Raw genomic sequence first — 22,596 nt, 5'->3', positions numbered from 1 at the left:
GTGTGAAGGAGAACACCAGTGGCAACTACTCATTTTATCCCCGCTCAGCCCAGTGAGTACGGTTACATCATTGTCGAACCAAACGACAACGGAGAAACGACCCTTGAGCGTTACCCATTGCTCGGGTACGCCGTCAAGATTACAGAAGGTGGGCCAGAAGATCTCAAGATACAGACGCTGCCGGTCTGCACAACAGGTGAGAGCTTCACCCCGAACTTCATCCAGCGCTATGACGGCACCTTCAGTCAAGCGGAAGGCGATCAACTCTGCTACTCCCTGTCAGAGATGATGAACCATTTCGGTTTCGAAGCAGATGATCTGCATACTCTGCCCCCGGCAAATGCCAAAGAGCTATCAGGATACGTCTGGCGTCCACTGCGGAACCCGCAAGGCTAATATCTGCTGATTTTGAATCTGGCCCTTTTGCCCGCCATCAAAGGCAAAGGGGTCATTTTGGATGTTCAATCTGCTGAAATTTCAGCATTTTATAGAACTTTTTCTGTATGAAATCTCGTAGAAAAAGTTCTTAAATCTGCCAAAATTTCAGCAGATCGGCAGACCTCCTCGACCTAGCCTAGGATGGTGTTCCCACTTCCTTTGCTCGGTCTCGTTGCCGGGTGAAGGAGCACGTCAGCCTTGACATGCTTCTCCAGCAAACGCCTACTGGCTCTGTGTCCGTAATGACTGATGGCCAGCCAACCCCTCGAGCAACAAGTCCAGCAGCATATTTTGCAATGCCCTGGCCTTATCGGGGTGAGAGAGGTACGTCAGCGACATGCCCTGCTGGGTTTCCATTCGTCCGATAACGGCTTCATCCACCGCATTCGGGAAATCGCCATGCAGAATCGATTCACGTGGGTTATTGCGGACCTGCTCCATCAGGGGGCCGTTCTCGCTTAGCTTGCTGACCATCCCCTGCACCCAGTCGAGCTTGTCCCCATCAGTCACTTCCAGGCCAAACAGATCGTTCATCCGAGCCAGCAGCTCGGAGAGGAAATCCTTCTTTTCCTCTTTCGGCTTGGCACTGCCAAGGGATGCGATACCCTCCAGCCCATAACCGGCAGCATTCTCTTTAAGTTGCAGATCCTGGGTCCGCTTGGCCTTGAGGTGGTAGTGGCTCAGCATCACCGAGGAAAGGTCTACTTGCTCTTCATCCAGCACCTCTTCCCGCAGCAGAGGCAGCAGGTGGCGTGCAAAGACACACAGCCGCTCCATGTCGTAATCGTCGAAGGGGGTGATCTGGGAGACAAACTCGTAGAACCGCACATAACCGTTGAGGTTCTTTTTGAACAGTTCGAGTACGGAGCGAGCCTCCCCCGCCTCCTTCAGGCGACGCTCGGCATTCGCCTGGTCGCTACCTGAACCACCCTGTTCCATCAGCCACTTGAGCTGGGTCCGGCACTCCCGAATAGCATCGATGGCCAGCCGGTAACGCTTGGCGAAGCGATCTCTGGCCGGAACGGCGTGCCGCAAGAAGGCATCGGCCCCCCGTTTGGGGTCGAAGTAGGCATCGGTAAACGCCACCACCTCGGGCCAGGTGAAGATCCCTTCGCCCTTGAGCTTGTGAAACAGGTCATAGATCAGGTTGGGATCCGACACTGAGTCCAGCGTGGCGGTTTCGTAATACTTCTGGAACTCTTCCAGTACATCCTGCGGGTCGTTCACGAAGTCGAGTACATAGGTACTCTCCTTGCCCGGATAGGTGCGATTGAGCCGCGAGAGGGTCTGGATGCAGTCCACCCCGGTTAAGCGTTTGTCCACATACATGGCACACAGCTTGGGCTGATCGAACCCAGTCTGGAACTTGTTGGCCACCAGCATCACCTGATAGTCAGCCGTATCGAACGCCTTACGCATGTCCCTGCCCTTCAGCTCCGGGTTCATGTTCCGCTCGTTCCACGTCTGTCCCTCGTCCTCGATGTCGCCCGAGAAGGCCACCATGGCCCGAATGGCTTGATAACCCTGGTCCTTAACGTACTTGTCGAACGCCAGCTTGTAACGGACCGCCTCCATCCGGCTGCTGGTTACCACCATCGCCTTGGCTTGTCCGCCCAAGAGTTTGCCAACATGCTGGCGGAAGTGCTCGACTATCACCTGCACTTTCTGGCCAATGTTGTGCGGGTGCAGCCGGACCCACTGGGATAGCTTGCGCTTGGCCTTCTTGCTGTCCACTTCTGCATCGGCCGCTTCGCTATCCATCGCCAGCTTGAACGCCAACTGGTAGTTGGTGTAGTTCCGCAACACGTCAAGGATGAACCCCTCCTCGATCGCCTGGCGCATGGTGTAGACATGGAATGGCTCGGGTTTGTTCTCATCCGAAATGGGCAAATGGGGCTTGGGCGGGCGACCGAACAGCTCCAGCGTCTTGGCCTTCGGGGTAGCAGTGAAGGCGAAGTAGCTGATGTTCTGACTGCCGCCACGGGCAGCCAAGGTCAGGTTCATCACATCCTCGGCCGAGAGCTCTTCCTCATCATTCAACTGCTCGGCCATCAACACCTCACGCAGCTGACGGGCAGTCTTGCCGGTCTGGCTGGAGTGAGCCTCGTCGGCCACCACCGCAAAGCGGCTGGCCTTCAGGCTGGAGCTCTCTTGAATGGCCTTGAGCACATGGGGGAAGGTCTGAATGGTGACGATAATGATGGGGGTGCCGCTGGTCAGTGCCTCGGCCAACTGAGCAGATTTGCTGCCATCCCCCTCTTCCCGATTAATGCGGGAGATCACCCCGGATGCGTGATCGAACTGAGCGATGGTCTCCTGCAACTGGCTATCGAGCACGGTACGGTCGGTGACGACGATGACGGAATTGAAAAGCTTATCCCCGTCACGCCGCAGCGACGCAAGCTGATGGGTCAACCAGGCGATAGAGTTCGACTTGCCAGAGCCCGCCGAGTGCTGAATAAGGTACTTCTGGCCGCTCCCTTCCTGGCTCAGCGTTGCAAGCAGCGTCTCCACCACCTTCCACTGGTGATAGCGGGGGAAGATCATCGTCTCTTTCTTCTTGATGCGGCCTAGGGCGTCCTCATCAAATTTCACCTGCAGATGCAGATAGCGACCCAGAATAGTAAGGAAGGTCTCGGGGGCGAAAATCTCCTGCCAGAGGTACTCACTGGCGAACCCTGTCTCAGGCTGATCGTTCCCAGCCCCGCCCTTGGCGGTGCCACGGTTGAACGGCAAGAAGAAGGTATCTGATCCGGCCAGCCGGGTGGTCATCGCCACCTCGAACTGGTTCAGGGCAAAATGCACCAGGGCTCCCCGCCTGAAGGCCAGCAGCGGCTCACGCTTGCCCGCCGTCATCAGCGGGCGATCGACCCTGTACTGATGTTTGGCATTCTCCAGGCTCTGCTTGAAGCAGGATTTAAGCTCCAGCGTAGCCACAGGGATGCCGTTCAGGAACAGCGTCAGATCTAGCCTGCCATCATAACCGTGAGGGCTATAGACCAGCTCGGGCACCACCCGCAGCCGGTTCTTGGCATACCGCTCGACCAGTTCTGGGTTAAGGTCATGGTCGGGCTTGAAGGTGGCCACCGCCAGCCGGTGCCCTCGATCCTCTACCTGATGACGGAGTAACCACAAGGTGCCCCGCTCATCGCTCTCAAGGGATCGAGCCACGGCGTTGAGCAGATGACGCTCCGGCTCCTCACCGTAGGTCTTGCAGTATTTCTGCCACCCCTCTGGCTGGCTCTCCTGCACATAGGCGATCACATCTTCCGGGTAAAGGGCCCGCTCTTTGTCATAGTAAGCGGATTCGCCCACCAGCCAGCCTTGGGCGGCCAGTTGCTCGATGATATGGTCCTGAAACGCTTTCTCCCGTGCTTTAGCATCCAGGCTCATGGCTGGTCTCCTTGCTTTGGCTCTTCTTGCAAAGAAAGCCACACCAGCCCCTGCTCGGCAAAGGTAAACAGCTGATCGCTATAGCCCTGGCTAATCACGCTGCGGATAATCTCGGGGTCGATGTTGAGGTAGTCGTGCACCAGGGCATTACGCAGACCGATGATCTTGCGCCAGCCGATCAACCCCTCGGCAGGCTGGGCCCCCCGCTGAACCAGGATCTCGAACGCCTGATAGGCATCCTGTGGGCTATGGCCCGCTAACCCCTTGGCCCAGTGCTTCGCCACGCCGATACAGGCTTCGATAGACACTTGCAGGGTCCGTTCGGCGGCCCGGTATTCCAGATTGGAGAGGGCCCGCTGGGAAAGCAGAGTTCTGATCTCGAGCAGCTCGGCCTGATAGCGGCTAAGGCTCAAACGAAGGGCGGTGATATAGGCGTTATCGGCCATGGGATAGATCACTCCTGGCGTGGGGAAGTACGGGGAAGGCGGTAGTTAAGCTCCATCTGTGACATGATACGGGCCTCTTCGCTCAGGCGTCGACCCTGATCGCGGCAAAAGAGCACCTGATTGGCATCCACGATGGCAAAGGCCAGCGGAATGGGGGCCTGATTGATATCCACCACCGACAATTGCCCCTCGGTCAGCCCCAGCGCCCGCTGCCAGTCGAGGGCCAGCAACTCGGGCCGTAACCGGTTATCCAAAAGGTCGACGAGCTTGACCGGATCGAAGGCCACCGCCAGATCCCAGTCGCTCGCCTCAGTGGCATTGCCCTTGGCCCGCGAGCCATAGAGCCAGAGCACCGCCACCTCGGGATGGGCTGCGGCGAGCTCGGACAGTTGTTGCTGAATGCGATCTTCGTTAAGTGACATCAGAATCCCTTACGCAATACAGATCATTGCAACGGTACGATGCCCACCAATCCTGTAATTGCTTGGTTGATAAATGGCCCGCATTATGACGTTTGATTTCATTCAGATAAAAGCAAACGCTTTGTTGTGCTTCTTCGGCTACCTTGGCACAGGTCGCGGTATCAGGCTCTGCTCGAAGCGTGAGAATCTGTTGACTTACCGCTTTGCGGATCTTCTTGTCGTACTCCTTGAGAAGCTTTCCATCAATCACAGCCACAGACTTACCACCACGCTGTAGTGGCGTAGCCAATCGAAAATCTGCCTTCTTCAGCATTTTTGTGCGATCAGATATGTCCAGCGCGGCCTGACAAACAGAGGTCAGAGCTGAAACCCCACTCAAAAATAGGTTTGCTAGCTCATAACTCATGCCGCCACCTCGTCGGCGGGTGGCGTCCAGCCCCGTAGGTCGATTTTGCCGGTCACGGCGGCAGAGATCAGGGCTGTACGGCGCTCATTCATCAGATTTATTGATTGAATTGCTTTTTCCTCAAGAGTATCCAGTCGACTTAAACACTTTGAAATAAATGACGAGATTGCATTTTGCTCATCTACTGGAGGAATAGGGACTACCATCGAACGTAAGTCTTTATAATATATTGCAGCTACACTCGTTGTTCCCTTCGCAAGAAGGGCAAGCCATCCTAATGCACCAGAGGAATTAAATACAAATCCCATGAAATCTGGGCTAGAGATAAAATCTTTTTTAAATCTCACTCTCAATAAATTTGAATTATACAGAACATATTCAAGCTCATCATGCCAAACAGCTACTTTCCCAACAAGGTCTAAACTGTTTCTAGTATTAAATAAAAAATCGCCCATACTTAGTCGATGAGCGTCGTCAAAACTAGAGCCTTCTTCTAAACACTCTAATTTATCAAGAACAATACGGCCTCGACCTAAATTACCCATTTTTAAAAATGGGATTCCATTTTCCTCTTGCCCACCAAGATAATTTCCACCCAAATCAGCACGTGATACCAACAAACCAAATGGTACACACTGCCAATGCTCAGGCACTTGGCCGAGCCACTCGACGCCGGAATCTTTCATGGGGGCATTGGGGTTCAGTCCCTTGGTGACGGCGTGGGAGATCACCGCCTGCCGCTTCTCTTTAAGCAGTTCGATCAGCCGCTGCTGCTGGGCAATCAGCCGGTCTATTTGGGCGGTTTCGTAGTCGAGGAAGGCTGCTATGGTGCGTTGTTCTTCGAACGAAGGAAGCAATATCGGATTGCTACCTATTTCCTCAACTGTGATCTGAGGTATCGCAGTTTGGGTGAACCAGAACAAATTTTCCTTTTGGCCAACCATAAAATGGTAAGCGTACTCTGGATATATTTTTTGTGTTAGATGCTTACAATATATCGTTGTCTGAGTTGTTGTAACCTGTTCTTTGACTAACTTCACAAAGCCAATTGAATTACCGCGAGCTGGTATGACTAAATCACCACAACCAAGCCTCACCTGAGGATTGTTTACTCTACCGAAATAGTGATCACCCTCAGTGGCCGAATACACTGGCCACTCCCCGTTATCCTCTAGCTGCTCCTTTAAAATCGTCTGCCCCATGGCAATTTTAAAATAACGTGCTGTTTTAGCTAAAACCCAAGTAGAAGGCATCTCGCCCAACCACACCACTCCAGAATCCTTATATTTCGGATAGGGGCGATACTTGCCTGCCAGTTCTTGCTGTCGGGTAGTCACTGCTTCGCTCATGAATGCACCTCCGCCAGCAGTTGCATAATCTCCTTGGCTACCGCATCGAGATCAGCATCAATCGCTGCTAGCTCCCGGGGCGGCTGGTACTGGTAGAAGTGGCGGTTAAAGGGGATCTCGTAGCCAACGATACCCACCTGGCCATCGAGCGGGTCAGTTTTACTGGTGTCTATCCAGGCATCCGGTACATGGGGCAGCACCTCACGCTTCAGATATTCATGAATGTCTTCGCCCAGCGGCACATTTTCGTTATCCCGCAGATCCGCATTAGCCTCCTGCTCGCCCTTGGTTTTACACACTTCGGCGGCATCGTCCTGCTCAGCCAGATGGTTCACCAGCAGCTTGAAGGCCGGGGCGGGCAGCTTGACCTCACCTAGCAGCTTGGTCAGTTGCTTTTTGAATTTGTCGCGAGAGAGCAACTTGGCCTCAGCGAACTGGCCCAAGGCTATCAGAATGGCAGACTGCAGGGTGCCATCGAGCTTGGCCCAACCCTTATCGGCAGTGAGGCTGGCAAGGCGCTCGGCATCCTGCGGATAGAACGCCAGTTTCAGCGGCCGCTCCACCGTGATACGGCGATAACCGAAGGCGGTGGTGGGGAAGATCTTGGCGATGGGCCCTTCTTCATAACGGCTGGCGAGACGGACGATTTGCTCAATGGCTTCGTCGCTCAGTTGCTTACGCTTGGAGCCCAAGGATTTACGCATGGGGCTGTGCAGGTCAGTGGCGTTGATCAGCAACACCTTACCCTTACGCTCGGCCGGTTTGTGGTTGGAGAGCACCCAGATATAGGTAGCGATACCGGTGTTGTAGAACATGTCGGTGGGCAGGGCCACCAGGGTATCGAGCAGGTCGTGCTCCAGGATATAGCGGCGGATCTCGCTCTCGCCGCTGCCTGCCCCACCGGTAAAGAGCGGGGAGCCGTTGAGGATGATGCCGATGCGGGAACCTTCCGGCTTCATCTTGGCGATAAGATGTTGCAGGAACAGCAACGAACCGTCAGAAACACGGGGCAGACCCGCCCCGAAGCGGCCGCTGTGGCCCTTTAGCAGGTGTTCGTCCCTTACTTGCTTCTCGACCTTCTTCCAGTCCACCCCGAATGGTGGGTTGGAGAGGCAGTAGTCGAACTTCTCCTGCGGTAACTGATCATCGGAGAGGGTGTTGCCGAGCTTGATATTGCTGATGTCCTGCCCCTTGATCAGCATGTCGGCCTTGCAGATGGCAAACGACTCGGGGTTGAGCTCCTGGCCAAAGGTGGCGAGACGGGCCGCCGGGTTCAGCTCGTGCAGGTACTCCATGCCGCAGGAGAGAAAACCGCCGGTGCCAGCGGTGGGGTCATAGATGGTCCGCACCACCCCCGCAGTGGTCAGGGCCTCGTCATCAGCCGCAAACACCAGAGATGTGGTCAGCCTCACGATGTCACGGGGGGTGAAGTGCTCACCGGCGGTCTCGTTAGAGCTCTCGGCAAACTTGCGGATCAGCTCCTCGAACACCAGACCCATGTGGTAGTTGTCGACGGTCTCGGGGGAGAGATCGACGTTGGCAAAGTTGCGGACAACCTTGTAAAGCAGGTCGGCATCTTCCAGCAGATCGATGCTGGCGGCGAAGTTGAAGTGCTCGAACACCTCGAATGCCTCACGGGAAAAGCCCCGCACATAGGCATCCAGGTTGTCACCGATCTGCTTCTCGCCAAGGTTGTCGAGGGTGAGCTTGGCGGTGTTGTAGAAGCTCTGTCCGGCGGCATTCAGCAACAACTTATGGCGGGCCAGCTCGGGCATGGCCTTGGTGCTCTCTGCGGTGGCCAGCACCTTGTCACGGGTCGGGGCCAGCACGCACTCAAGACGACGTAACACGGTGAAGGGCAGGATGATGCGGCCATACTGGGACTGTTTGAAATCACCTCGCAGGAGGTCAGCCACCGACCAGATAAGGTTGGCAAGGGATGAGATATTGGTTGTCATGGAAACCCCGTGGGACGCTCGAAATAGCGTGATCCTATCACAGCATCTGGCCTCCAGTCGTGGCCTCGGAGCAGGCTGCGTAAATCTGCCGTTTTTGATTTTCCCGTTTGGCCCACCAACAAGGGCAAAAGGGCCAATTAGGGTGCTCAATCTGCGGAAATTTCAGCATTTTATAGAACTTTTTCTGTGTGAGACTTCGTAGAAAAAGTTCTTAAATCTGCCAAAATTTCAGCAGATCGGCAGACCTCATATCCCACCTATTTGGCGGGGCGGAGGGCAGCTATCAACTTAGTAAGGGATGTCACTACATCACCTGTTGTCAATCATTAGAATATTTCATGAATAGCCGTTTTTGCGTTGTTCACAACGAAAACTCGAAATGGGACCTTGGGGAGGAAAAAAGAGGGGTTGTATTGCTTCTGCCGATCCGTATAGTCGGGGTTGTCGGCGGGCAGACGCCCCCGCACATCGCACCTTGGCTCACGCCATAGGCCCACGGGGGGCGCTGTTACCCGACCTGATTACCGCCGCTTGGAACACACACAACCTAATTTTAGTTCCACAGCAGCGGTCCTCTAAGAGGAGAGACACCATGTCTCAATCCACTCAATTTGACCTTGAATTTGCCCTGGCCGATGCTGGCCACTCCCTGACTATCGACTTTGCTGCCATCAAAGAGCAGTTCCCCATTATGGATGTCGCCTCGGCCCTGACCGGGCAAGACGTCAAGAAAGTCGGCTCCAACACCTATCGACTGGATGATGCCAGTTGCCCACTGTGCGGCCATAATGATTGCTTCACCCTCTATCCTGACGACGATAGCTTCCACTGCTTCAGTTGCGAGGAAAGAGGCGACGTGTTCGATCTGATCGTCAAGTGCGGTCAAGCCGACAAGGCATCTGATGCTGCTCGTCTGCTCCTGCTGGGAGAACTGGCAGTCACCCCAACCGTTCGCAAAGTGGTGAAGCTGGAGCAGCCGATCTACACGGCCCCACCTGCTCGCCTGCAAGAACTCTTCAATCTCGCAGCTAGTCACTATCAGTCCCGTCTGGATGTAGACGAACTGATGGAGCGGCGTGGCCACTCTGAGGAGGTGTTGGTGGGGTTGGATATCGGCTTCTCCGGTGGCCTGAACAAGGTTCTGAAGGATGCAGGGTTCAGCCAAGAGGAGCGACTGGCCTCCGGTCTGGTCAAGCTTCGCAACGATGCCCCAGATCTGCTTCGTGACTACTTCCCGAGCGGTGTCTATGTGTTCCCGCACTTCGACCGCAACGGACAAGTCAGCCGCTTCACCTTCAAGGATCCAAATAAGGGTCAACCGTACCAACTGCCGAGCCGTCATTGGCTTAACGGGGTGCAGTTCTACGGGGAAGAGTGTCTGAATGCTCCAGGTCCTGTCGCCCTGGTAGAAGGAGAGAATGACCGCCTGTCACTAGTAGATGTCGGTTGGCCGGGCCCTGTACTCGCGACTATTGGCACGCTGTCACAGACCCAATTGGATTGGCTGAAGCGTGAGCTGACTGAACGTGACGTCGTGACCTTCTTCGACACCGATGAGGCGGGCGACAAGTACCGCTCAAAGATGGCTCGGCTGGGCCTCAAGCTGACCCAAGTCAAGCTGCCAGATTGCGTGAAGGATATCGACGAATACCTGCATGGCGACAACCCCTTGCCTCTAACCGAGCTGGTGGCGGCATTCACCCTGGTTGAGCCTGTGGCTGAGGTCGAAGCCGAAGCCGAAGCCGTTCAGGACGATGATCAGCATCTGGAAGTCGTCAAGGTCCTGCCACGTACAGCCATCTTTGAAAACGAGCTCAACGATTCGGCCAACGCCGAACGGTTCGTGCAGATGCACGGGCATAACCTGAAGTTCGTCCCTGAGTTAGGTGGCTTCATCCACTTCGATGGTACGCACTGGACCCAGAATGACTTGACGCCCATGATCCTTGCTCAAACCGTGGGCAAAGAGATCCAGGAAATCGGGCAGATGTTGATCAAGCAGGCGTGCAAGAAAGAGGAGCTGTCTTGGGCTTATGCAGTGCTCAGACACGGTTCTAGCAGCCTTAACCGGGCTGGCATTCAGAACATGTTGGAACTGGCCAAGCCGATGATGACGGCAAGACTGCACGAGCTGAACGCCAATCCGATGCTGTTGGGCACGGCGAACGGTGTCATCGACCTGAAGTCGGGTCGCCTGTTGGCACCGAGACGGGCATTCATGATGACCCACCATAGCCCGGTGGTCTACGACCCAGCTGCTGTCTGCCCGCGATGGGAGCAGTTCATCGACGAGATCTGCTGTGGTAATGCCGAGTACGCTGCCTTCCTGCAACGTTGTGTGGGCTACTGGATCACCGGCCGCACCGACGAACAGCTCCTGTTCTTCCTCCACGGGGGCGGCTGCAACGGCAAGAGTACCTTCATGTCGGTCATTCAGCAGTTGCTGGGAGAGTTCAGTCGGCAGATCAACAGTAACGTCTTGCTGTTCAACCGCAACGGCAATACCGGGCCGAACCCGTCCCTGACCAAGCTGGTGGATGCACGTCTGGTGGTCGCCAACGAGCTGCCTGAGGGGGCCCGTATGGATGAGAACTTGGTGAAGGCCATGACGGGGGATGACGTAATTGTCGCTCGTGCTCCCTACGCCAAGAAGGAGATGGAGTTCCGCCCATCCTTCTCTCTGGTGATGGTGGGCAACCACAAGCCCGAGATCCGCGATACCAGCAATGGCATGTGGCGTCGGATGCTGATGCTGCCCTTCAATGCCTCCTTCACGAAGGAACAGCTGGACCCAATGCTGATGGAGAAGCTGCGGGCCGAGATGCCCGGCATTCTGAACTGGGCCATCCAGGGCTGCCAGATGTGGCAAGAGCAGAGGCTCAAGGCATCGATTCCTGCTCGTCTCAAGCAGGATGTCGAGACCTACCGTGCCGAGTCAGATATGGTTGGCTGCTTCCTTGAAGAGTGCACCCAGGCCAGAGCAGGGGCCAAAGTGCCCATGAGCGAGGTCTACGCGGTCTACAGCCGATGGGCACAGCAGAACGGTGAATGGGCCATGAAGAAGCTGGCCCTCAAGAAGAAGCTGCTAGAAAAGGGCTATCTGATCCCCCGCTATAACAGCAAGGACACCATCATCGGGTTGACCCTGCTCGATAGCGAGATGGCTGACATGACGGTCTCAGTCCGTAGGGAGCAGCCGGAAACAGGAGCGAACTACACTGTATGACGAATGGGGGGCCTGCGGGCCCCTCTGCTGTTTTTGATTTTCCCGTTTTCCCCGCCAACAAAAGCAAAGGGCTCAAACCAAGCAATCAATCTGCAGAAATTTCAGCTATTTATAGAACTTTTTCTGTATGAGACTTCGTAGAAAAAGTTCTTAAATCTGCCAAAATTTCAGCAGATCGGCAGACCCATCCCTCCTTTTATCCGGCATCAGCAAAGGATGAGAGGGCCGCTTCTATCACCTCGCTGAGCTTCTCCAGCGAGACATCCCCACCGTATCGGTCATAGCTGATCGCCCCGTTGGTGTGACCCAAGATCGCCGCCGCATACTGCAATGGCACTCCGTGATCTTTGAGTGCTGCCCCCACGGTATGCCGCAGGCTGTGGAAGTCCTTGTCGACGGGGCGATGGCGGCTAAACCACTGCCCCCACAGGTGGCTGTAACTGTCCTGTCGATGGGGAAGCTCAGGGAAGATGCGTCCCCCTATCCTCCCCTTCACAAACTCGATGAAACCGCTCTGGAGAAGGTGCCGATGGAGAGGAACGAGACGAGCACTATTGGCCGTCTTGAGTTTCTGGTCTGGCCGTCCACTGCGAATATTCAGGCACCATATACCGTCAACCTGTTGCACATCATCGGCATAGAGCTGACAGATTTCGTTGGCACGAGCTCCGGTGAACAGACCCAGCAGAGCAATCCACCTACGGTGGGGCTCTTGCTGCTTAGCCCACCCGATAAACTTGCGACGTTCTTCCGCTGTGTACCCACTTCGTGAGTTCACCTCCTTGGCTCGCTGTAGCTTCAATCCGGCGAAGTGGTTGATGACCCCATCCTGATGGTTAGCCAGCCAGTTAAACAGCAGGGAGAGCTTCTGGAGATACTTGTTGATGGTGGTCGGGCTCTTGCCGGAGTTCAGCAGGCCCTCCTTGAACTTGACCACATCCGCTTTCCCATAGTCAGCGGCCGGTCTATCACCCAGCGCCTTGATGAAGCAGCCGATGTAGTTCTTCTGGTTGCTGAGCTCTTTCGGTGCCCAGGAGAGGGCCTTCTCTTTCAGATAGCGGTCACTCAAGACCGACAAGAGCGGAGCAAGCGGTTTGGCCGCCGGAACAGCAGGCTTGATGTGCGACTGAGGTTGAGGGTTCTCTGGCTCGCTTGCGGATTGCACGACTGGCTGAGCTCTGGAACGCACACAGGCAAGCAACTGGGCAACCTTGCTTCGTGCCGTAAGCTTGTCTCGGGTATGCAGGGATTTTTTGATCTCTTTACGACGACCACAGGGGAGCGTGGTCACTTTCCGGTAATACCAGATGCCGTGGGGACTGAGCCAGAGATTCATCGATGAGCTCCTCGTCGTCCACACAAAGTGGATGACCAAGGGCTTTAGGAAGCTAACTTATTGAATTGCAGAAACAAGTGGTGGCCCTACCAGCCACATCCCGGCACTCGAGTCCCCCGCCTTGGCTGCTACCTTCCGGTCCTGACCAGGTCGACGGGTTATCAATGCGAGAGGACCAATAGGACCACCGGCGAGGAGAATAGGCAAACTGGCCTCTCAATGCAACGGCTTTCTGCCCTCGCTCATGCTGTTCGCCTTATTTTTCAACAATCTGGCCAAGGGTTCAGCTAAACAGCATGAATTTGGCGCCCACCAGCAGCATCAGCAGGGCGAATGCCTGCTTGAGCCGCTGGGGAGAGAGCCGGTGCGCCAGCTTGGCCCCCACCCGGGCAAACTGGGTACTGGTGAGCACGATGCCGAGCAGCGCCGGCAGGTAGATGAACCCCAGGCTCCACTCTGGCAGGTCTGGATTGTTCCAGCCGGCGTAGAGGTAGCTGAGGCTGCCCGCCAGGGCGATGGGCATGCTGCAGGCGGCGGAGGCTGCCACGGCGTTGCGCATCGGCACGCTGTTCCAGCTCAGATAAGGCACGGTCAGCGAGCCGCCACCGATGCCGAACAAGGCCGACATCCAGCCGATGACGGTGCCGGCGATGCCGGTGCCGAGCGCCCCCGGCAGATGACGCTCCGCCTTGGGCTTGAGGTTGAGCCCCATCTGCAACGCCATGGTCCAGGCGAAGCAGCCGATGATGATGTTGAGGGTGCTGGCGCTGAGCAGGTTGGCGGTCATTCCGCCGAGCCAGGCCCCGACCAGCATGCCGGCGCCGAGCCGGCGGATCATCACCCAGTCGACCGCACCGGCCTCCTGGTGGGCACGCAGCGAGCTGAAGCCGGTGAAGATCATGGTGGGCAGCGAGGTACCTAGTGCCAGATGGGTAATGATGTCGGGCGCAACGCCCTGGGCGTGAAAGCTCAGCACCAGCACGGGGACGATGATGAGACCGCCGCCGATGCCGAACAATCCCGCCAGCATGCCGGCGAACGCCCCCAGCAGCAGATAACCCATAAACAGCATAAAAATTCCTTCCGAGGCGGTGCAGCGAGCAAAGAGTGCGCTGCACATAAAAAAAGAGATGGCCCTTGGGCCATCTCTTTATTGTGCCGGTTAACTCAAGGGAATGGTACCGTCCATCACCTTGTAGAAGGCCAGCACCGCGCAACCGAGCAGGGCCGCCGTCATCCCCTGCTCCAGCCGGTTGAGGCCGCGCAGCCCGTGGTGCTGGCGCGCCTTCCAGTAGATGAAGATGCCGGGGCTGTAGAGCAGCGCCACCAGCAGCAGGTACTCGACCCCGGCGGCATAGACCAGCCAGCAGCCGTAGCCGGTGGCCACCAGCGCCAGGAGCAGGTCGCGCTTGCGCTGATGGGGCTGGCCTGCGTAGGTCTCCCCTTTCAGCGCCAGCTTCAGCCCGTAGGCACCGGAGAAGACGTAGGGCACCAGCGCCGCCGAGGTGGCGATGTTGACCAGCGCCAGATAGGTGCTGCTCTGGAAGTAGATGATGATGAGGAAGGTCTGCACCAGGCAGGTGGAGCACCAGAGCGACACCTGCGGCGAGCCGTTCTTGTTCTCCTTGGCAAACCAGCCGGGGAACACGCCGGTCTTGCCCGCGATGTAGGGCACTTCCGCCGCCAGCACGGTCCAGCTCAGCAGGGCCCCCATCACCGAGATCACCAGGCCGATGTTGATGAGCCAGGCGCCCCAGGGGCCAACCACGGCCTCCAGGATCATGGCGGTGGAGGGATTCTTGAGGGCCGCCAGTTGCGGCTGGTTCATGACCCCCAGCGAGAACAGGGTCACCATCACGTAGAGCGCCAGGGCCCCCAGCAGCGCCAGCACGGTGGCACGGCCTACATCCTTGCGATGACGGGCACGGGCGGAGACCACCACGGCCCCCTCGATGCCGATGAAGACCCAGAGCGTCACCTTCATGGTGGACTTGACCTGATCCATCACCGAACCCAGTTCAGGGGTGCCCTGACCCCAGATATCCAGGGTGAAGGTCTCCATGTTGAAGGCGAGCAGGATGGCCACGCAGAACACGATGAGCGGCACCATCTTGGCGATGGTGGTGACGATGTTCACCAGCGCCGCCACCTGAATGCCGCGCAGCACCAGGGCGTGCACCGACCAGATCAGGATGGACGCCAAGGTGATGGCCACCGGCGTGTTGCCGTCACCGAAGATGACCTTGTCCGGCGTGTCGAAGAAGTAGCTCAGCGCACTGAACACCACGATGGCGTAGGAGACGTTGGCCAGCAACTGACAGAGCCAGTAGCCCCAGGCGGCGTTGAAGCCGATGAAATCGCCGAAACCGGCCTTGGCATAGCTGAAGATGCCACCATCGAGATCCGGGCGACGCATGGAGAGGTTCTGATACACCAGTGCGAGGCAGATCATGCCGATACCGGTGATGGCCCATCCCAGCGCGACGGCCCCGGCACTGGCATGAGCGGCAATGTTTTGCGGCAGACTGAAGACTCCGGCACCGACCATGGAGCCGATCACCAGCGAGATGAGGGCACCAAGCCCCAGTTTCTTGTCCATCTCAATCCTGTTTAATTAGGCGGCGGCAGAGCGTCCGTATTCATACTGCGCGCAATATGGGAGGGGCTAGAAATCCGTACCCCGTGAAAAAGGCGGCAACTATATTGCATGACTATTCCGACCGCAATCCCTCGTACCGTCAATCATGCACCGTCTTGACCGCGCGCAATTTTACAGCACTGACCCCGGGGGCCTGTGAGCTGGTTCAAATTAAGAAAGACCCGTTGATATTTCACATTTTTCCATGACCTGAGCCCCGTTTTTACGGATCAGACCTGCATGAGAATGCAGCTTGCGGCCGAGGTCGACAAACCCGGTTGCTGACAAACGTTTCAATAAAAATGCCCCTGCGCCGAGGGCCAGGGGCATCTGCAAAAGAGCGCCGATATTCAGAGGCGCAAGCCGCCGTCCAGCTCGATCATCCGCCCCGACAGATAGTCATTGGCGAGAATAAAATGCACCGTCTGGGCCAGCTGCGCCGCCTGCCCGAGGGTGCCCACCGGGATGGCCTGCTGCATGCGGGCCATCGCCTCCGGCTTCATCGCCGCCGTCATGTCGGTGGCAAACACCCCGGGAGCAATACCCATCACCCGGATGCCGTGGCGAGCCAGCTCCTTCCCCCAGGTGACCACCAGCGAGGCCACCCCCGCCTTGCTGGCGGCATAGTTGCTCTGGCCGATGTTGCCGGCGCGGGCGATGGAGGAGATGTTGATGATGACGCCCCCCTCCCCGCCGGTGGCCATCAACGCCGCCCCCTCGCGCCCGCACAGGAAGGAGCCGGTGAGGTTGACGTCGATGACGCTCTGCCACTGGGCCAGGCTCATCTTCTCCGTCAGCACCCCCTCCTTCACCTTGATCAGCATGCCGTCGCGCAGAATGCCGGCACAGTTGATGAGGCCGTGCAGGGCACCGAACTGTCCCTTGATGGCGGCAAAGGTCGCCTCGACCTCCGGCTCGCTCGCCACGTTGCAGACGAATAGGGCGCACTGGCCGTCACGGCTGCGCACTTCCGCCTCGGTCACCTCCAGATCGGTGCGGTTGACGTCGATGAGCGCAAGTTGCGCCCCCTGCTCCGCCAGACTCAGGGCGATGGCGCGGCCCAGCCCCCTGCCCGCCCCCGTGATGGCGATAACTTTCTGTGTGATATCCATAAATGCTCCTGGTGAGATGGCCGGTGACTGTCGAGTCAAAGACTATCGGGTAAAAAGGTAGATAGCGGCCCTTAATCCGGCGCTGTCTTGTCCCGATAGAGTTCGAGAATGCTGGAGAAATCCTTGTTCCCCTGCCCCTTGCTGGCGTGCAGGTTGAAGAGGTTGCGGGCCAGGGCCCCCATCGGCACGGCGCTGTGGGCATGCTCGGCCAGGGCCATGGCCAATCCTAAGTCTTTGACCATCAACCGGGTCATGAAGCCCCCCTGATAGTTGCGCGACGCCGGTACGTTTTCCATCACCCCGGGCCAGGGGTTGTAGCGCTCGAGACTCCAGTTGTTGCCCGAGCTCTTGCCCATGATGGTGGAGAGCACGCCCGGATCCAGCCCCTCCTTGACCCCGAGCGCCAGCGCTTCCGCAGTGCCCGCCATGTGGATGGCGAGCAGCATGTTGTTGCACATCTTGGCGATCTGGCCAGCGCCGAGCGCCCCGGCGTGAAACAGGTTCTGCCCCATGCAGGCGAGCACGGGTTTGGCCGCCTCAAAATCCGCTTGTTCGCCACCGACGATGAAGGTGAGCGTGCCCGCCGCCGCGCCGGCCACCCCCCCCGAAACAGGGGCATCGAGAAAACGGATGCCGCGCGCCTGCGCCGCCGCCCCCACCTGACGGGCCGAGGCCACGTCGATGGTGGAGCAGTCGATGACCAGGGCGCCAAGCGGCAGGGCTGCCAGCAGATCCTGCCCGCCCCGCTCACCGGCACTCTCACCCAGCCAGAGGCTGCGCACATGCTCGCCCGCCGGCAGCATGCTGATCACCAGCTCGCAGCCGCTCACCGCCTCGCGGGCATCGCCGGCGGCGATGCAGCCGGCCTCGATGGCGCGGGTCAGGCTCTCGGCCACCAGATCAAACACCTGTACCGTGTGCCCCGCCCTGGCCAGGTTGGCGGCCATGGGGCCCCCCATGTTGCCAAGCCCGATAAATCCAATCCTTGTCATGGTCTGTTCCTTGTGTGTGATCGCCCGTCAGCAGGGACGCAGGGGGTTGTTCCCCTCGGGCCAACGATAGAAGTCATCCAGCCAGGCCTCGCCCGCCTGCGGGGCCTGCCAGCGGGGTGATTTGTCCTTGTCGATGAGCAGGGCCCGCACCCCTTCCACGAAATCCCCTTTGAGCACGCAGTTGACCGAGAGGGCCAGCTCGTCGGCAAACACCTCGGCCAGCGACTGGCGCCGAGCCTGCCAGAACTGACGCCAGAGGATGGCGCGGCTGATGGGGCTGCCGCTCTGGCAGGTCTCCCGCGCCAGGGCCAGCGCCGGTTCGTCCAGCTCGGTGCCCGCGAGGCGTGCCAACACCCCTTGCAGGGAGCGGCCGGCCAACAGCGCATCGATGCGCTCCTGGTGGGGCAAGAGCACGGGGGCCGGCAGCGTCTGGCCAAGGGATCGCTGCAAACCGGCCAGCAGCCCCTCAATCTGCTCGCCAGTATCGGCAGAGTCAGACCAGTCGAGGGCGGCGAGGCGCGCCGGCAGCTCCACCCGCTCGCGGCTCGCCATGGCGTGATCCGCCAGACCCAGGCCGATGGCGTCCGCCCCGTTGAAGCGGGCTCCGGTGAGGCCGAGCCAGAGCCCGAGCCGCCCCGGCATGCGGCTCAAAAACCAGCTGGCCCCCACATCGGGGTAGAGGCCGATGGTCACCTCCGGCATGGCGAACAGGCTCTTTTCAGTCACCACCCTGAACCCGGCACCGGCAAAGAGGCCGATGCCGCCGCCCATGCAGATGCCGTCCGCCACGCAGATGAGGGGCTTGCTGTAGCGATGGATATGGTGATCGAGCCGGTACTCCTGCTCGAAGAAGTCGCGGGCATAGCCAAACAGTGCCGACTCGCTCACCTCCTGTTTGCGGTAGTAGAAGGAGCGGATGTCGCCACCGGCGCAAAACGCCTTCTCGCCGGCCCCCTGCAGCAGCACGCAGACGATGGCCGGATCCTGCTCCCAGCGGGTCAGCGCCGCCTGCAACAACTGGATCATCTCAAGGCTCAGGGCGTTGAGGGAGGCGGGGCTGTCTAGGGTCAGTATGCCGATCTGGCCACCATCCGCCGTGGGGTGGGTCTCGATGCGCACAGGCTCACTCATGGCGAGCCCCCGCAGACCGGGTATCAGCCCCTGCGACATGGCGGGCCGCCATCATTACCTCATTCATCCTTCACTCCCTCACTCTTCACCGACTTGGATTGGTCGTAGTGCCAGCGCGGGGCTCGCTTCTCGAGGAAGGCGGCCACCCCTTCGCGCTGGTTGGCATCGTCAAACAGGGTGAGAAACAGGCTGCGCTCGAGCGGCAGTGCCGCGTCCCGATGGCCGCTGCGCCCCTGGTTGATGAGCTGCTTGCAGGCGCGCAGGGCGCTCGGGCTCTGGCGCTCCACCAGCTGGGCCATCTGGTGCGCCGCCTCCCAGGCATGGCCCTCCTTCACCACCTCCTCCACCAGCCCCATCTCGTAGGCCAGGGTGGCGCTCACCTTCTCGCCGCAGAGGATCATCCGCTTGGCCCAGCCCGGCCCCACCAGTTCGGTGAGGCGCTGGGTGCCGCCGGCGCAGGGCAGCAAGCCCACCGAGGCCTCCGGCAGGCCCAGCTTGGCCTGCTGCTCGGCGATGCGGATGTCGCAGGCCAGCGCTACCTCGAGGCCCCCGCCCATGGCGTAGCCGTTGATGGCGGCGATGCTGACACCATGAAAGCGGGCCAGTGCCTCGAAGGCGCGGCCAAAGGCCTCGGCCACTTCGCGGGCGTGCTCCAGGTTGCCGTCGGCAAACATGTTGAGATCGGCACCGGCGCAGAAGAATTTGTCCCCGGCCCCGCGGATCACCAGCGCCACCACGTCGGGGCGGCCGTCGAGCTCCACCATCATCTGCAAGAAGGCCTGCAGGCTGGCGAGGGTCCAGGTGTTGGCGGGAGGATGGTCGAGGGTGATGTAGGCCACGTGACCGTGATATTCGAGCCTGATCCTTGTCATTGCGTTGTCCTTGTCAAAAAACCTGCCCCATGATGACAGGGTTGAATGGAGCCGACCTGCGGCTGGCTCACAAAGCCTGACGACGAGTCACGCCAGCCGCGGCGTCAGGGCGGGCAACGGGCACGGCGGCCCTCCCGCTACTCCAGCGCCAGCCCGGGTTCGGCCAGCAGACGGCGGGCGATGATGAGCCGCATCACTTCATTCGTCCCTTCCAGAATGCGGTGGACCCGGGTATCGCGCAGGTAGCGCTCGAGCGGGTACTCGCGGATATAACCATAGCCGCCAAAGAGTTGCAGGGCGTCGTCGCAGACGCGGTGCCCCACGTCGGTGGCAAAACGCTTGGCCATGGCGCACCAGGCGCTCTTGTCCGGTGCCCCGGCATCGAGCCTGGCGGCGGCCTGACGCACCAGCAGCCGGGCGGCCGCCAGTTCGGTGGCCATGTCGGCCAGGCGGAACTGCACGCTCTGGAATTCGCTGATCGGGTGGCCAAATTGCTGGCGCTGCTGCACATGGGCCAGGGCATCGTCGAGGGCCTGCTGGGCGGTGCCCACAGAACAGGTAGCGATGTTGATGCGCCCGCCATCGAGCGCCTGCATGGCGAACTTGAACCCTTCCCCCTCCTGCCCCAGCCGGTAACGGGCGGGAATGCGCACAGCACTGAAGTTCACCTCCCGGGTCGGCTGGCTGTTCCAACCCATCTTCTCCTCCGCCTTGCCATAACTCACGCCGGGGGTCTGGGCCGGTACCATGAAGGCGGAGATCCCCTTCGCCCCCTCGCCACCGGTGCGGGCCATCACCACCAGCACGTCGGTGCTGCCGGCGCCCGAGATGAACACCTTGCTGCCATCGAGAAGGTAATCCTCGCCGTCACGCACGGCGCGGGTCTTGAGGGCCGCGGCATCGGATCCTGCGCCCGGCTCAGTGAGGCAGTAGGAGCCCAGTAGTTCGCCGCTGGCGAGCCTTGGTACCCACTCCTCGGCCACCTCGGAAGGCAGCCAGCTGCCCAGCATCCAGCTCACCATGTTGTGGATGGTCAGATAGGCGGTAGTGGAGGTGCAGCCCATGGCGAGGCGCTCGAAGATGAGGCTGGCATCGAGCCTCGGCAGGCCGAGGCCGCCATACTGCTCCGGGGTGTAGAGGCCGCAAAAGCCGAGTGCCGCCGCCTGCTTGATGGTAGGGATGGGAAATTCATGTTCCTTGTCCCAGCGCGCGGCGTGGGGCTTGAGCGCCTCCTCGGCGAAGGCACTGGCGGCCTCCACATAGGCCTGCTGATCCGGGGTCAACGTAAAATCCATCTTGTTCGCTTCCTTGTACTTGTTCGATCCGTTTCTGTCAGTGGGTGCGCCTGGGCAACCTGCCATCAGCGCAGCTGAATCGTCATGTTGGGACCGCTGGGGATGTCTTCGTCGAACCAGCGTTCGGTGACCGTCTTGGTCTCGGTGTAAAAACGCACCGCCTGCTTGCCGTAGGCGTGCAGATCCCCGTAGAAGGAGCCGCGCCAGCCGGTGAAGGAGAAAAACGGCAGCGGCACCGGGATGGGCACGTTGATCCCCACCTGGCCCACCGCCACCTCGTGACGAAACTTGCGGGCAGCAGCACCGCAACCGGTGAAGATGGAGGTGCCGTTGCCGTAGGGGTTGTCGTTGATGAGGGCGAGCGCCTCATCGAGGCTCGCCACCTCGAGACAGGCCAGCACGGGCCCGAAGATCTCCTCCTTGTAGATGCGCATCTCTGGGCTCACGCCGCGAAACAGGGTCGGCCCCACCCAGTTGCCCACCGGGTAGCCGGCCACGTCGCAAAAACGGCCGTCCAGCAGGCACTCGGCCCCCTCGGCGATCCCCGCCTCGATGAGCCCCTCCACCCTGACTTTGGCCTCCGGGCTGATAAGCGGGCCATAGGCGGCCTCTGGATCGTGCCAGACGCCGGGCTTCACCTTGGCGAACTCGGCGGCGAGCTCGGGGATCCACTCCCGGGCACTGCCCACGAACACCGCCACGCTGATGGCCATGCAGCGCTGACCGGCGGCGCCGACCCCGGCCCCCACCAGATTGCTCAGCACCTGCGCCTTGTTGGCATCCGGCATGATCACCATGTGGTTCTTGGCACCGACAAAGCACTGGGCCCGCTTGAGCTGCGACGTGGCGCTGCGATAGACGTGGCCGCCAACCCGGGCCGAGCCGACGAAACTGACCGCCTTGATGTCGGGATGGGCCAGCAGCGCATCCACCTGCTCGGCGCCGCCGTGCACCACCGACAGAATGCCCTTGGGGGCCCCCGCCTCGGCAAACAGTTCGACCAGGCGCATGGGGGTGAGCGGATCCTGCTCGGAGGGCTTGAGCACGAAGCCGTTGCCGCAGGCCACCGCCAGCGGGAACATCCAGAGCGGGATCATGGCCGGAAAGTTGAAGGGAGTGATGCCAAGGCAGACCCCGAGCGGCTGCACCCAGGAGTGGCCGTCGACCCGCCGCGCCACGTTGCCCATGGTCTCCCCCAGGGTTTGGCTCGCGATGGCGCAGGCCTGCTCCACCACCTCGATGCCGCGCCACACATCCCCCTTGGCATCCGCCAGATTCTTGCCGGTCTCCTGGGCCAGCAGGGCCGCCAGCTCGTCGTGATGCGTCTTTAAGAGATGCTGGTAGTTGAACATCACCCGGGCTCGCTCGGAGGCCGGCACCTCTCGCCACAGCAGATAGGCGTCGTGAGCGGTGCGCACCGCCAGTTCAATTTCCGCCGAGGTGGCCTTCGGCACCCGCGCCAGCAGGCTCTGATCCGCCGGATCGGTCACCTCGATCCACTGCTCGCTCGCGGAAGGATACGCCTCCCCGCCGATGTGCAGCGGCACGTCGCCGAACCGGGTCTGATGGTTGTTCATGGGCA

General features: G+C 59.5%; 17 protein-coding genes and 1 other RNA gene. 2 read left to right on the top strand and 16 right to left on the bottom strand.

The window, feature by feature from the left end:
- Positions 1 to 18: 18 nt before the first annotated feature.
- On the top strand, positions 19 to 396 hold the full coding sequence (locus tag PG899_RS14145; protein WP_024943929.1) for a hypothetical protein: 378 nt from the start codon (positions 19 to 21) through the stop codon (positions 394 to 396).
- Between the two features lie 264 nt (positions 397 to 660).
- Here the strand turns inward: PG899_RS14145 and PG899_RS14140 are convergent, their stop codons facing one another.
- Genes PG899_RS14140 through PG899_RS14115 form a run of 6 tightly spaced genes read right to left on the bottom strand, consistent with a single transcriptional unit; the run spans position 661 to position 8,412 of the window.
- On the bottom strand, positions 661 to 3,831 hold the full coding sequence (locus PG899_RS14140) for a type I restriction endonuclease subunit R (protein ID WP_270697451.1): 3,171 nt from the start codon (positions 3,829 to 3,831) through the stop codon (positions 661 to 663).
- Entirely contained in the window at positions 3,828 to 4,277 is a 450-nt protein-coding gene (gene hepT / locus PG899_RS14135) for a type VII toxin-antitoxin system HepT family RNase toxin (RefSeq protein WP_270697450.1), read from the bottom strand. Before hepT ends, PG899_RS14140 begins: the two co-directional genes overlap by 4 nt.
- Before the next feature lie 8 nt (positions 4,278 to 4,285).
- Complete coding sequence (gene mntA, locus PG899_RS14130) at positions 4,286 to 4,699, bottom strand: type VII toxin-antitoxin system MntA family adenylyltransferase antitoxin (RefSeq protein WP_198506209.1); 414 nt, start codon at positions 4,697 to 4,699, stop codon at positions 4,286 to 4,288.
- On the bottom strand, positions 4,689 to 5,105 hold the full coding sequence (locus PG899_RS14125) for a hypothetical protein (RefSeq protein ID WP_198506210.1): 417 nt from the start codon (positions 5,103 to 5,105) through the stop codon (positions 4,689 to 4,691). The genes mntA and PG899_RS14125 overlap by 11 nt, the downstream gene beginning before the upstream one ends.
- Positions 5,102 to 6,454, bottom strand: a complete 1,353-nt coding sequence (locus PG899_RS14120) for a restriction endonuclease subunit S (RefSeq protein WP_270697449.1) — start codon at positions 6,452 to 6,454, stop codon at positions 5,102 to 5,104. The genes PG899_RS14125 and PG899_RS14120 overlap by 4 nt, the downstream gene beginning before the upstream one ends.
- Complete coding sequence (locus PG899_RS14115; RefSeq protein WP_270697448.1) at positions 6,451 to 8,412, bottom strand: type I restriction-modification system subunit M; 1,962 nt, start codon at positions 8,410 to 8,412, stop codon at positions 6,451 to 6,453. The genes PG899_RS14120 and PG899_RS14115 overlap by 4 nt, the downstream gene beginning before the upstream one ends.
- 592 nt (positions 8,413 to 9,004) lie before the next feature.
- On the opposite strand from PG899_RS14115, the gene PG899_RS14110 reads away from it, so the two are divergent.
- Entirely contained in the window at positions 9,005 to 11,638 is a 2,634-nt protein-coding gene (locus PG899_RS14110; RefSeq protein ID WP_270697447.1) for a phage/plasmid primase, P4 family, read from the top strand.
- Between the two features lie 196 nt (positions 11,639 to 11,834).
- Here the strand turns inward: PG899_RS14110 and PG899_RS14105 are convergent, their stop codons facing one another.
- The 10 genes from PG899_RS14105 to PG899_RS14060 all read right to left on the bottom strand — a co-directional run bounded on the left by PG899_RS14105 (position 11,835) and on the right by PG899_RS14060 (position 22,591).
- Positions 11,835 to 12,974, bottom strand: a complete 1,140-nt coding sequence (locus PG899_RS14105; RefSeq protein ID WP_244776030.1) for a site-specific integrase — start codon at positions 12,972 to 12,974, stop codon at positions 11,835 to 11,837.
- Between the two features lie 84 nt (positions 12,975 to 13,058).
- Positions 13,059 to 13,155, bottom strand: an RNA gene (gene ffs / locus PG899_RS14100) — signal recognition particle sRNA small type.
- Between the two features lie 102 nt (positions 13,156 to 13,257).
- Positions 13,258 to 14,046, bottom strand: a complete 789-nt coding sequence (locus PG899_RS14095) for a sulfite exporter TauE/SafE family protein (RefSeq protein WP_011705953.1) — start codon at positions 14,044 to 14,046, stop codon at positions 13,258 to 13,260.
- A 90-nt stretch (positions 14,047 to 14,136) separates the two neighbouring features.
- The gene (gene arcD / locus PG899_RS14090; RefSeq protein WP_039214372.1) at positions 14,137 to 15,573 is read right to left on the bottom strand and encodes an arginine-ornithine antiporter; all 1,437 of its coding nucleotides are present in this window, start codon (positions 15,571 to 15,573) and stop codon (positions 14,137 to 14,139) included.
- Between the two features lie 389 nt (positions 15,574 to 15,962).
- The gene (locus PG899_RS14085; protein WP_041218642.1) at positions 15,963 to 16,724 is read right to left on the bottom strand and encodes an SDR family oxidoreductase; all 762 of its coding nucleotides are present in this window, start codon (positions 16,722 to 16,724) and stop codon (positions 15,963 to 15,965) included.
- Positions 16,725 to 16,795: 71 nt separating this feature from the next.
- On the bottom strand, positions 16,796 to 17,716 hold the full coding sequence (mmsB, locus tag PG899_RS14080; RefSeq protein ID WP_190283603.1) for a 3-hydroxyisobutyrate dehydrogenase: 921 nt from the start codon (positions 17,714 to 17,716) through the stop codon (positions 16,796 to 16,798).
- A 27-nt stretch (positions 17,717 to 17,743) separates the two neighbouring features.
- Positions 17,744 to 18,847, bottom strand: coding sequence for an enoyl-CoA hydratase/isomerase family protein (locus tag PG899_RS14075; protein ID WP_190283604.1), 1,104 nt, complete (start codon positions 18,845 to 18,847; stop codon positions 17,744 to 17,746).
- Positions 18,848 to 18,906: 59 nt separating this feature from the next.
- A complete protein-coding gene (locus PG899_RS14070; RefSeq protein WP_077097675.1) occupies positions 18,907 to 19,719 on the bottom strand; it encodes an enoyl-CoA hydratase in 813 nt (270 codons plus the stop codon).
- A gap of 137 nt (positions 19,720 to 19,856) precedes the next feature.
- Complete coding sequence (locus tag PG899_RS14065; RefSeq protein WP_167825099.1) at positions 19,857 to 21,014, bottom strand: acyl-CoA dehydrogenase family protein; 1,158 nt, start codon at positions 21,012 to 21,014, stop codon at positions 19,857 to 19,859.
- A gap of 65 nt (positions 21,015 to 21,079) precedes the next feature.
- Positions 21,080 to 22,591 (bottom strand): CoA-acylating methylmalonate-semialdehyde dehydrogenase, encoded by a 1,512-nt coding sequence (locus PG899_RS14060; RefSeq protein ID WP_077097679.1) that lies wholly within the window; start codon positions 22,589 to 22,591, stop codon positions 21,080 to 21,082.
- Positions 22,592 to 22,596: the final 5 nt, after the last annotated feature.

Origin of the sequence: Aeromonas sp. QDB39, from assembly GCF_027707585.1 — a bacterium.
Lineage (GTDB): Bacteria > Pseudomonadota > Gammaproteobacteria > Enterobacterales > Aeromonadaceae > Aeromonas > Aeromonas hydrophila.
Note: the sequence above shows the minus strand (reverse complement) of the source record. Positions and strands in the feature narration are given on the sequence as shown.

Bases quoted from the DNA above. Each gene is read 5' to 3' on its own strand.
- PG899_RS14140 (WP_270697451.1), bottom strand. From the start codon at position 3,831: ATGAGCCTGGATGCTAAAGCACGGGAGAAAGCGTTTCAGGACCATATC.
- hepT (WP_270697450.1), bottom strand. From the start codon at position 4,277: ATGGCCGATAACGCCTATATCACCGCCCTTCGTTTGAGCCTTAGCCGC.
- mntA (WP_198506209.1), bottom strand. From the start codon at position 4,699: ATGTCACTTAACGAAGATCGCATTCAGCAACAACTGTCCGAGCTCGCC.
- PG899_RS14125 (WP_198506210.1), bottom strand. From the start codon at position 5,105: ATGAGTTATGAGCTAGCAAACCTATTTTTGAGTGGGGTTTCAGCTCTG.
- PG899_RS14120 (WP_270697449.1), bottom strand. From the start codon at position 6,454: ATGAGCGAAGCAGTGACTACCCGACAGCAAGAACTGGCAGGCAAGTAT.
- PG899_RS14115 (WP_270697448.1), bottom strand. From the start codon at position 8,412: ATGACAACCAATATCTCATCCCTTGCCAACCTTATCTGGTCGGTGGCT.
- PG899_RS14110 (WP_270697447.1), top strand. From the start codon at position 9,005: ATGTCTCAATCCACTCAATTTGACCTTGAATTTGCCCTGGCCGATGCT.
- PG899_RS14105 (WP_244776030.1), bottom strand. From the start codon at position 12,974: ATGAATCTCTGGCTCAGTCCCCACGGCATCTGGTATTACCGGAAAGTG.
- PG899_RS14095 (WP_011705953.1), bottom strand. From the start codon at position 14,046: ATGCTGTTTATGGGTTATCTGCTGCTGGGGGCGTTCGCCGGCATGCTG.
- arcD (WP_039214372.1), bottom strand. From the start codon at position 15,573: ATGGACAAGAAACTGGGGCTTGGTGCCCTCATCTCGCTGGTGATCGGC.
- PG899_RS14085 (WP_041218642.1), bottom strand. From the start codon at position 16,724: ATGGATATCACACAGAAAGTTATCGCCATCACGGGGGCGGGCAGGGGG.
- mmsB (WP_190283603.1), bottom strand. From the start codon at position 17,716: ATGACAAGGATTGGATTTATCGGGCTTGGCAACATGGGGGGCCCCATG.
- PG899_RS14075 (WP_190283604.1), bottom strand. From the start codon at position 18,847: ATGAGTGAGCCTGTGCGCATCGAGACCCACCCCACGGCGGATGGTGGC.
- PG899_RS14070 (WP_077097675.1), bottom strand. From the start codon at position 19,719: ATGACAAGGATCAGGCTCGAATATCACGGTCACGTGGCCTACATCACC.
- PG899_RS14065 (WP_167825099.1), bottom strand. From the start codon at position 21,014: ATGGATTTTACGTTGACCCCGGATCAGCAGGCCTATGTGGAGGCCGCC.
- PG899_RS14060 (WP_077097679.1), bottom strand. From the start codon at position 22,591: ATGAACAACCATCAGACCCGGTTCGGCGACGTGCCGCTGCACATCGGC.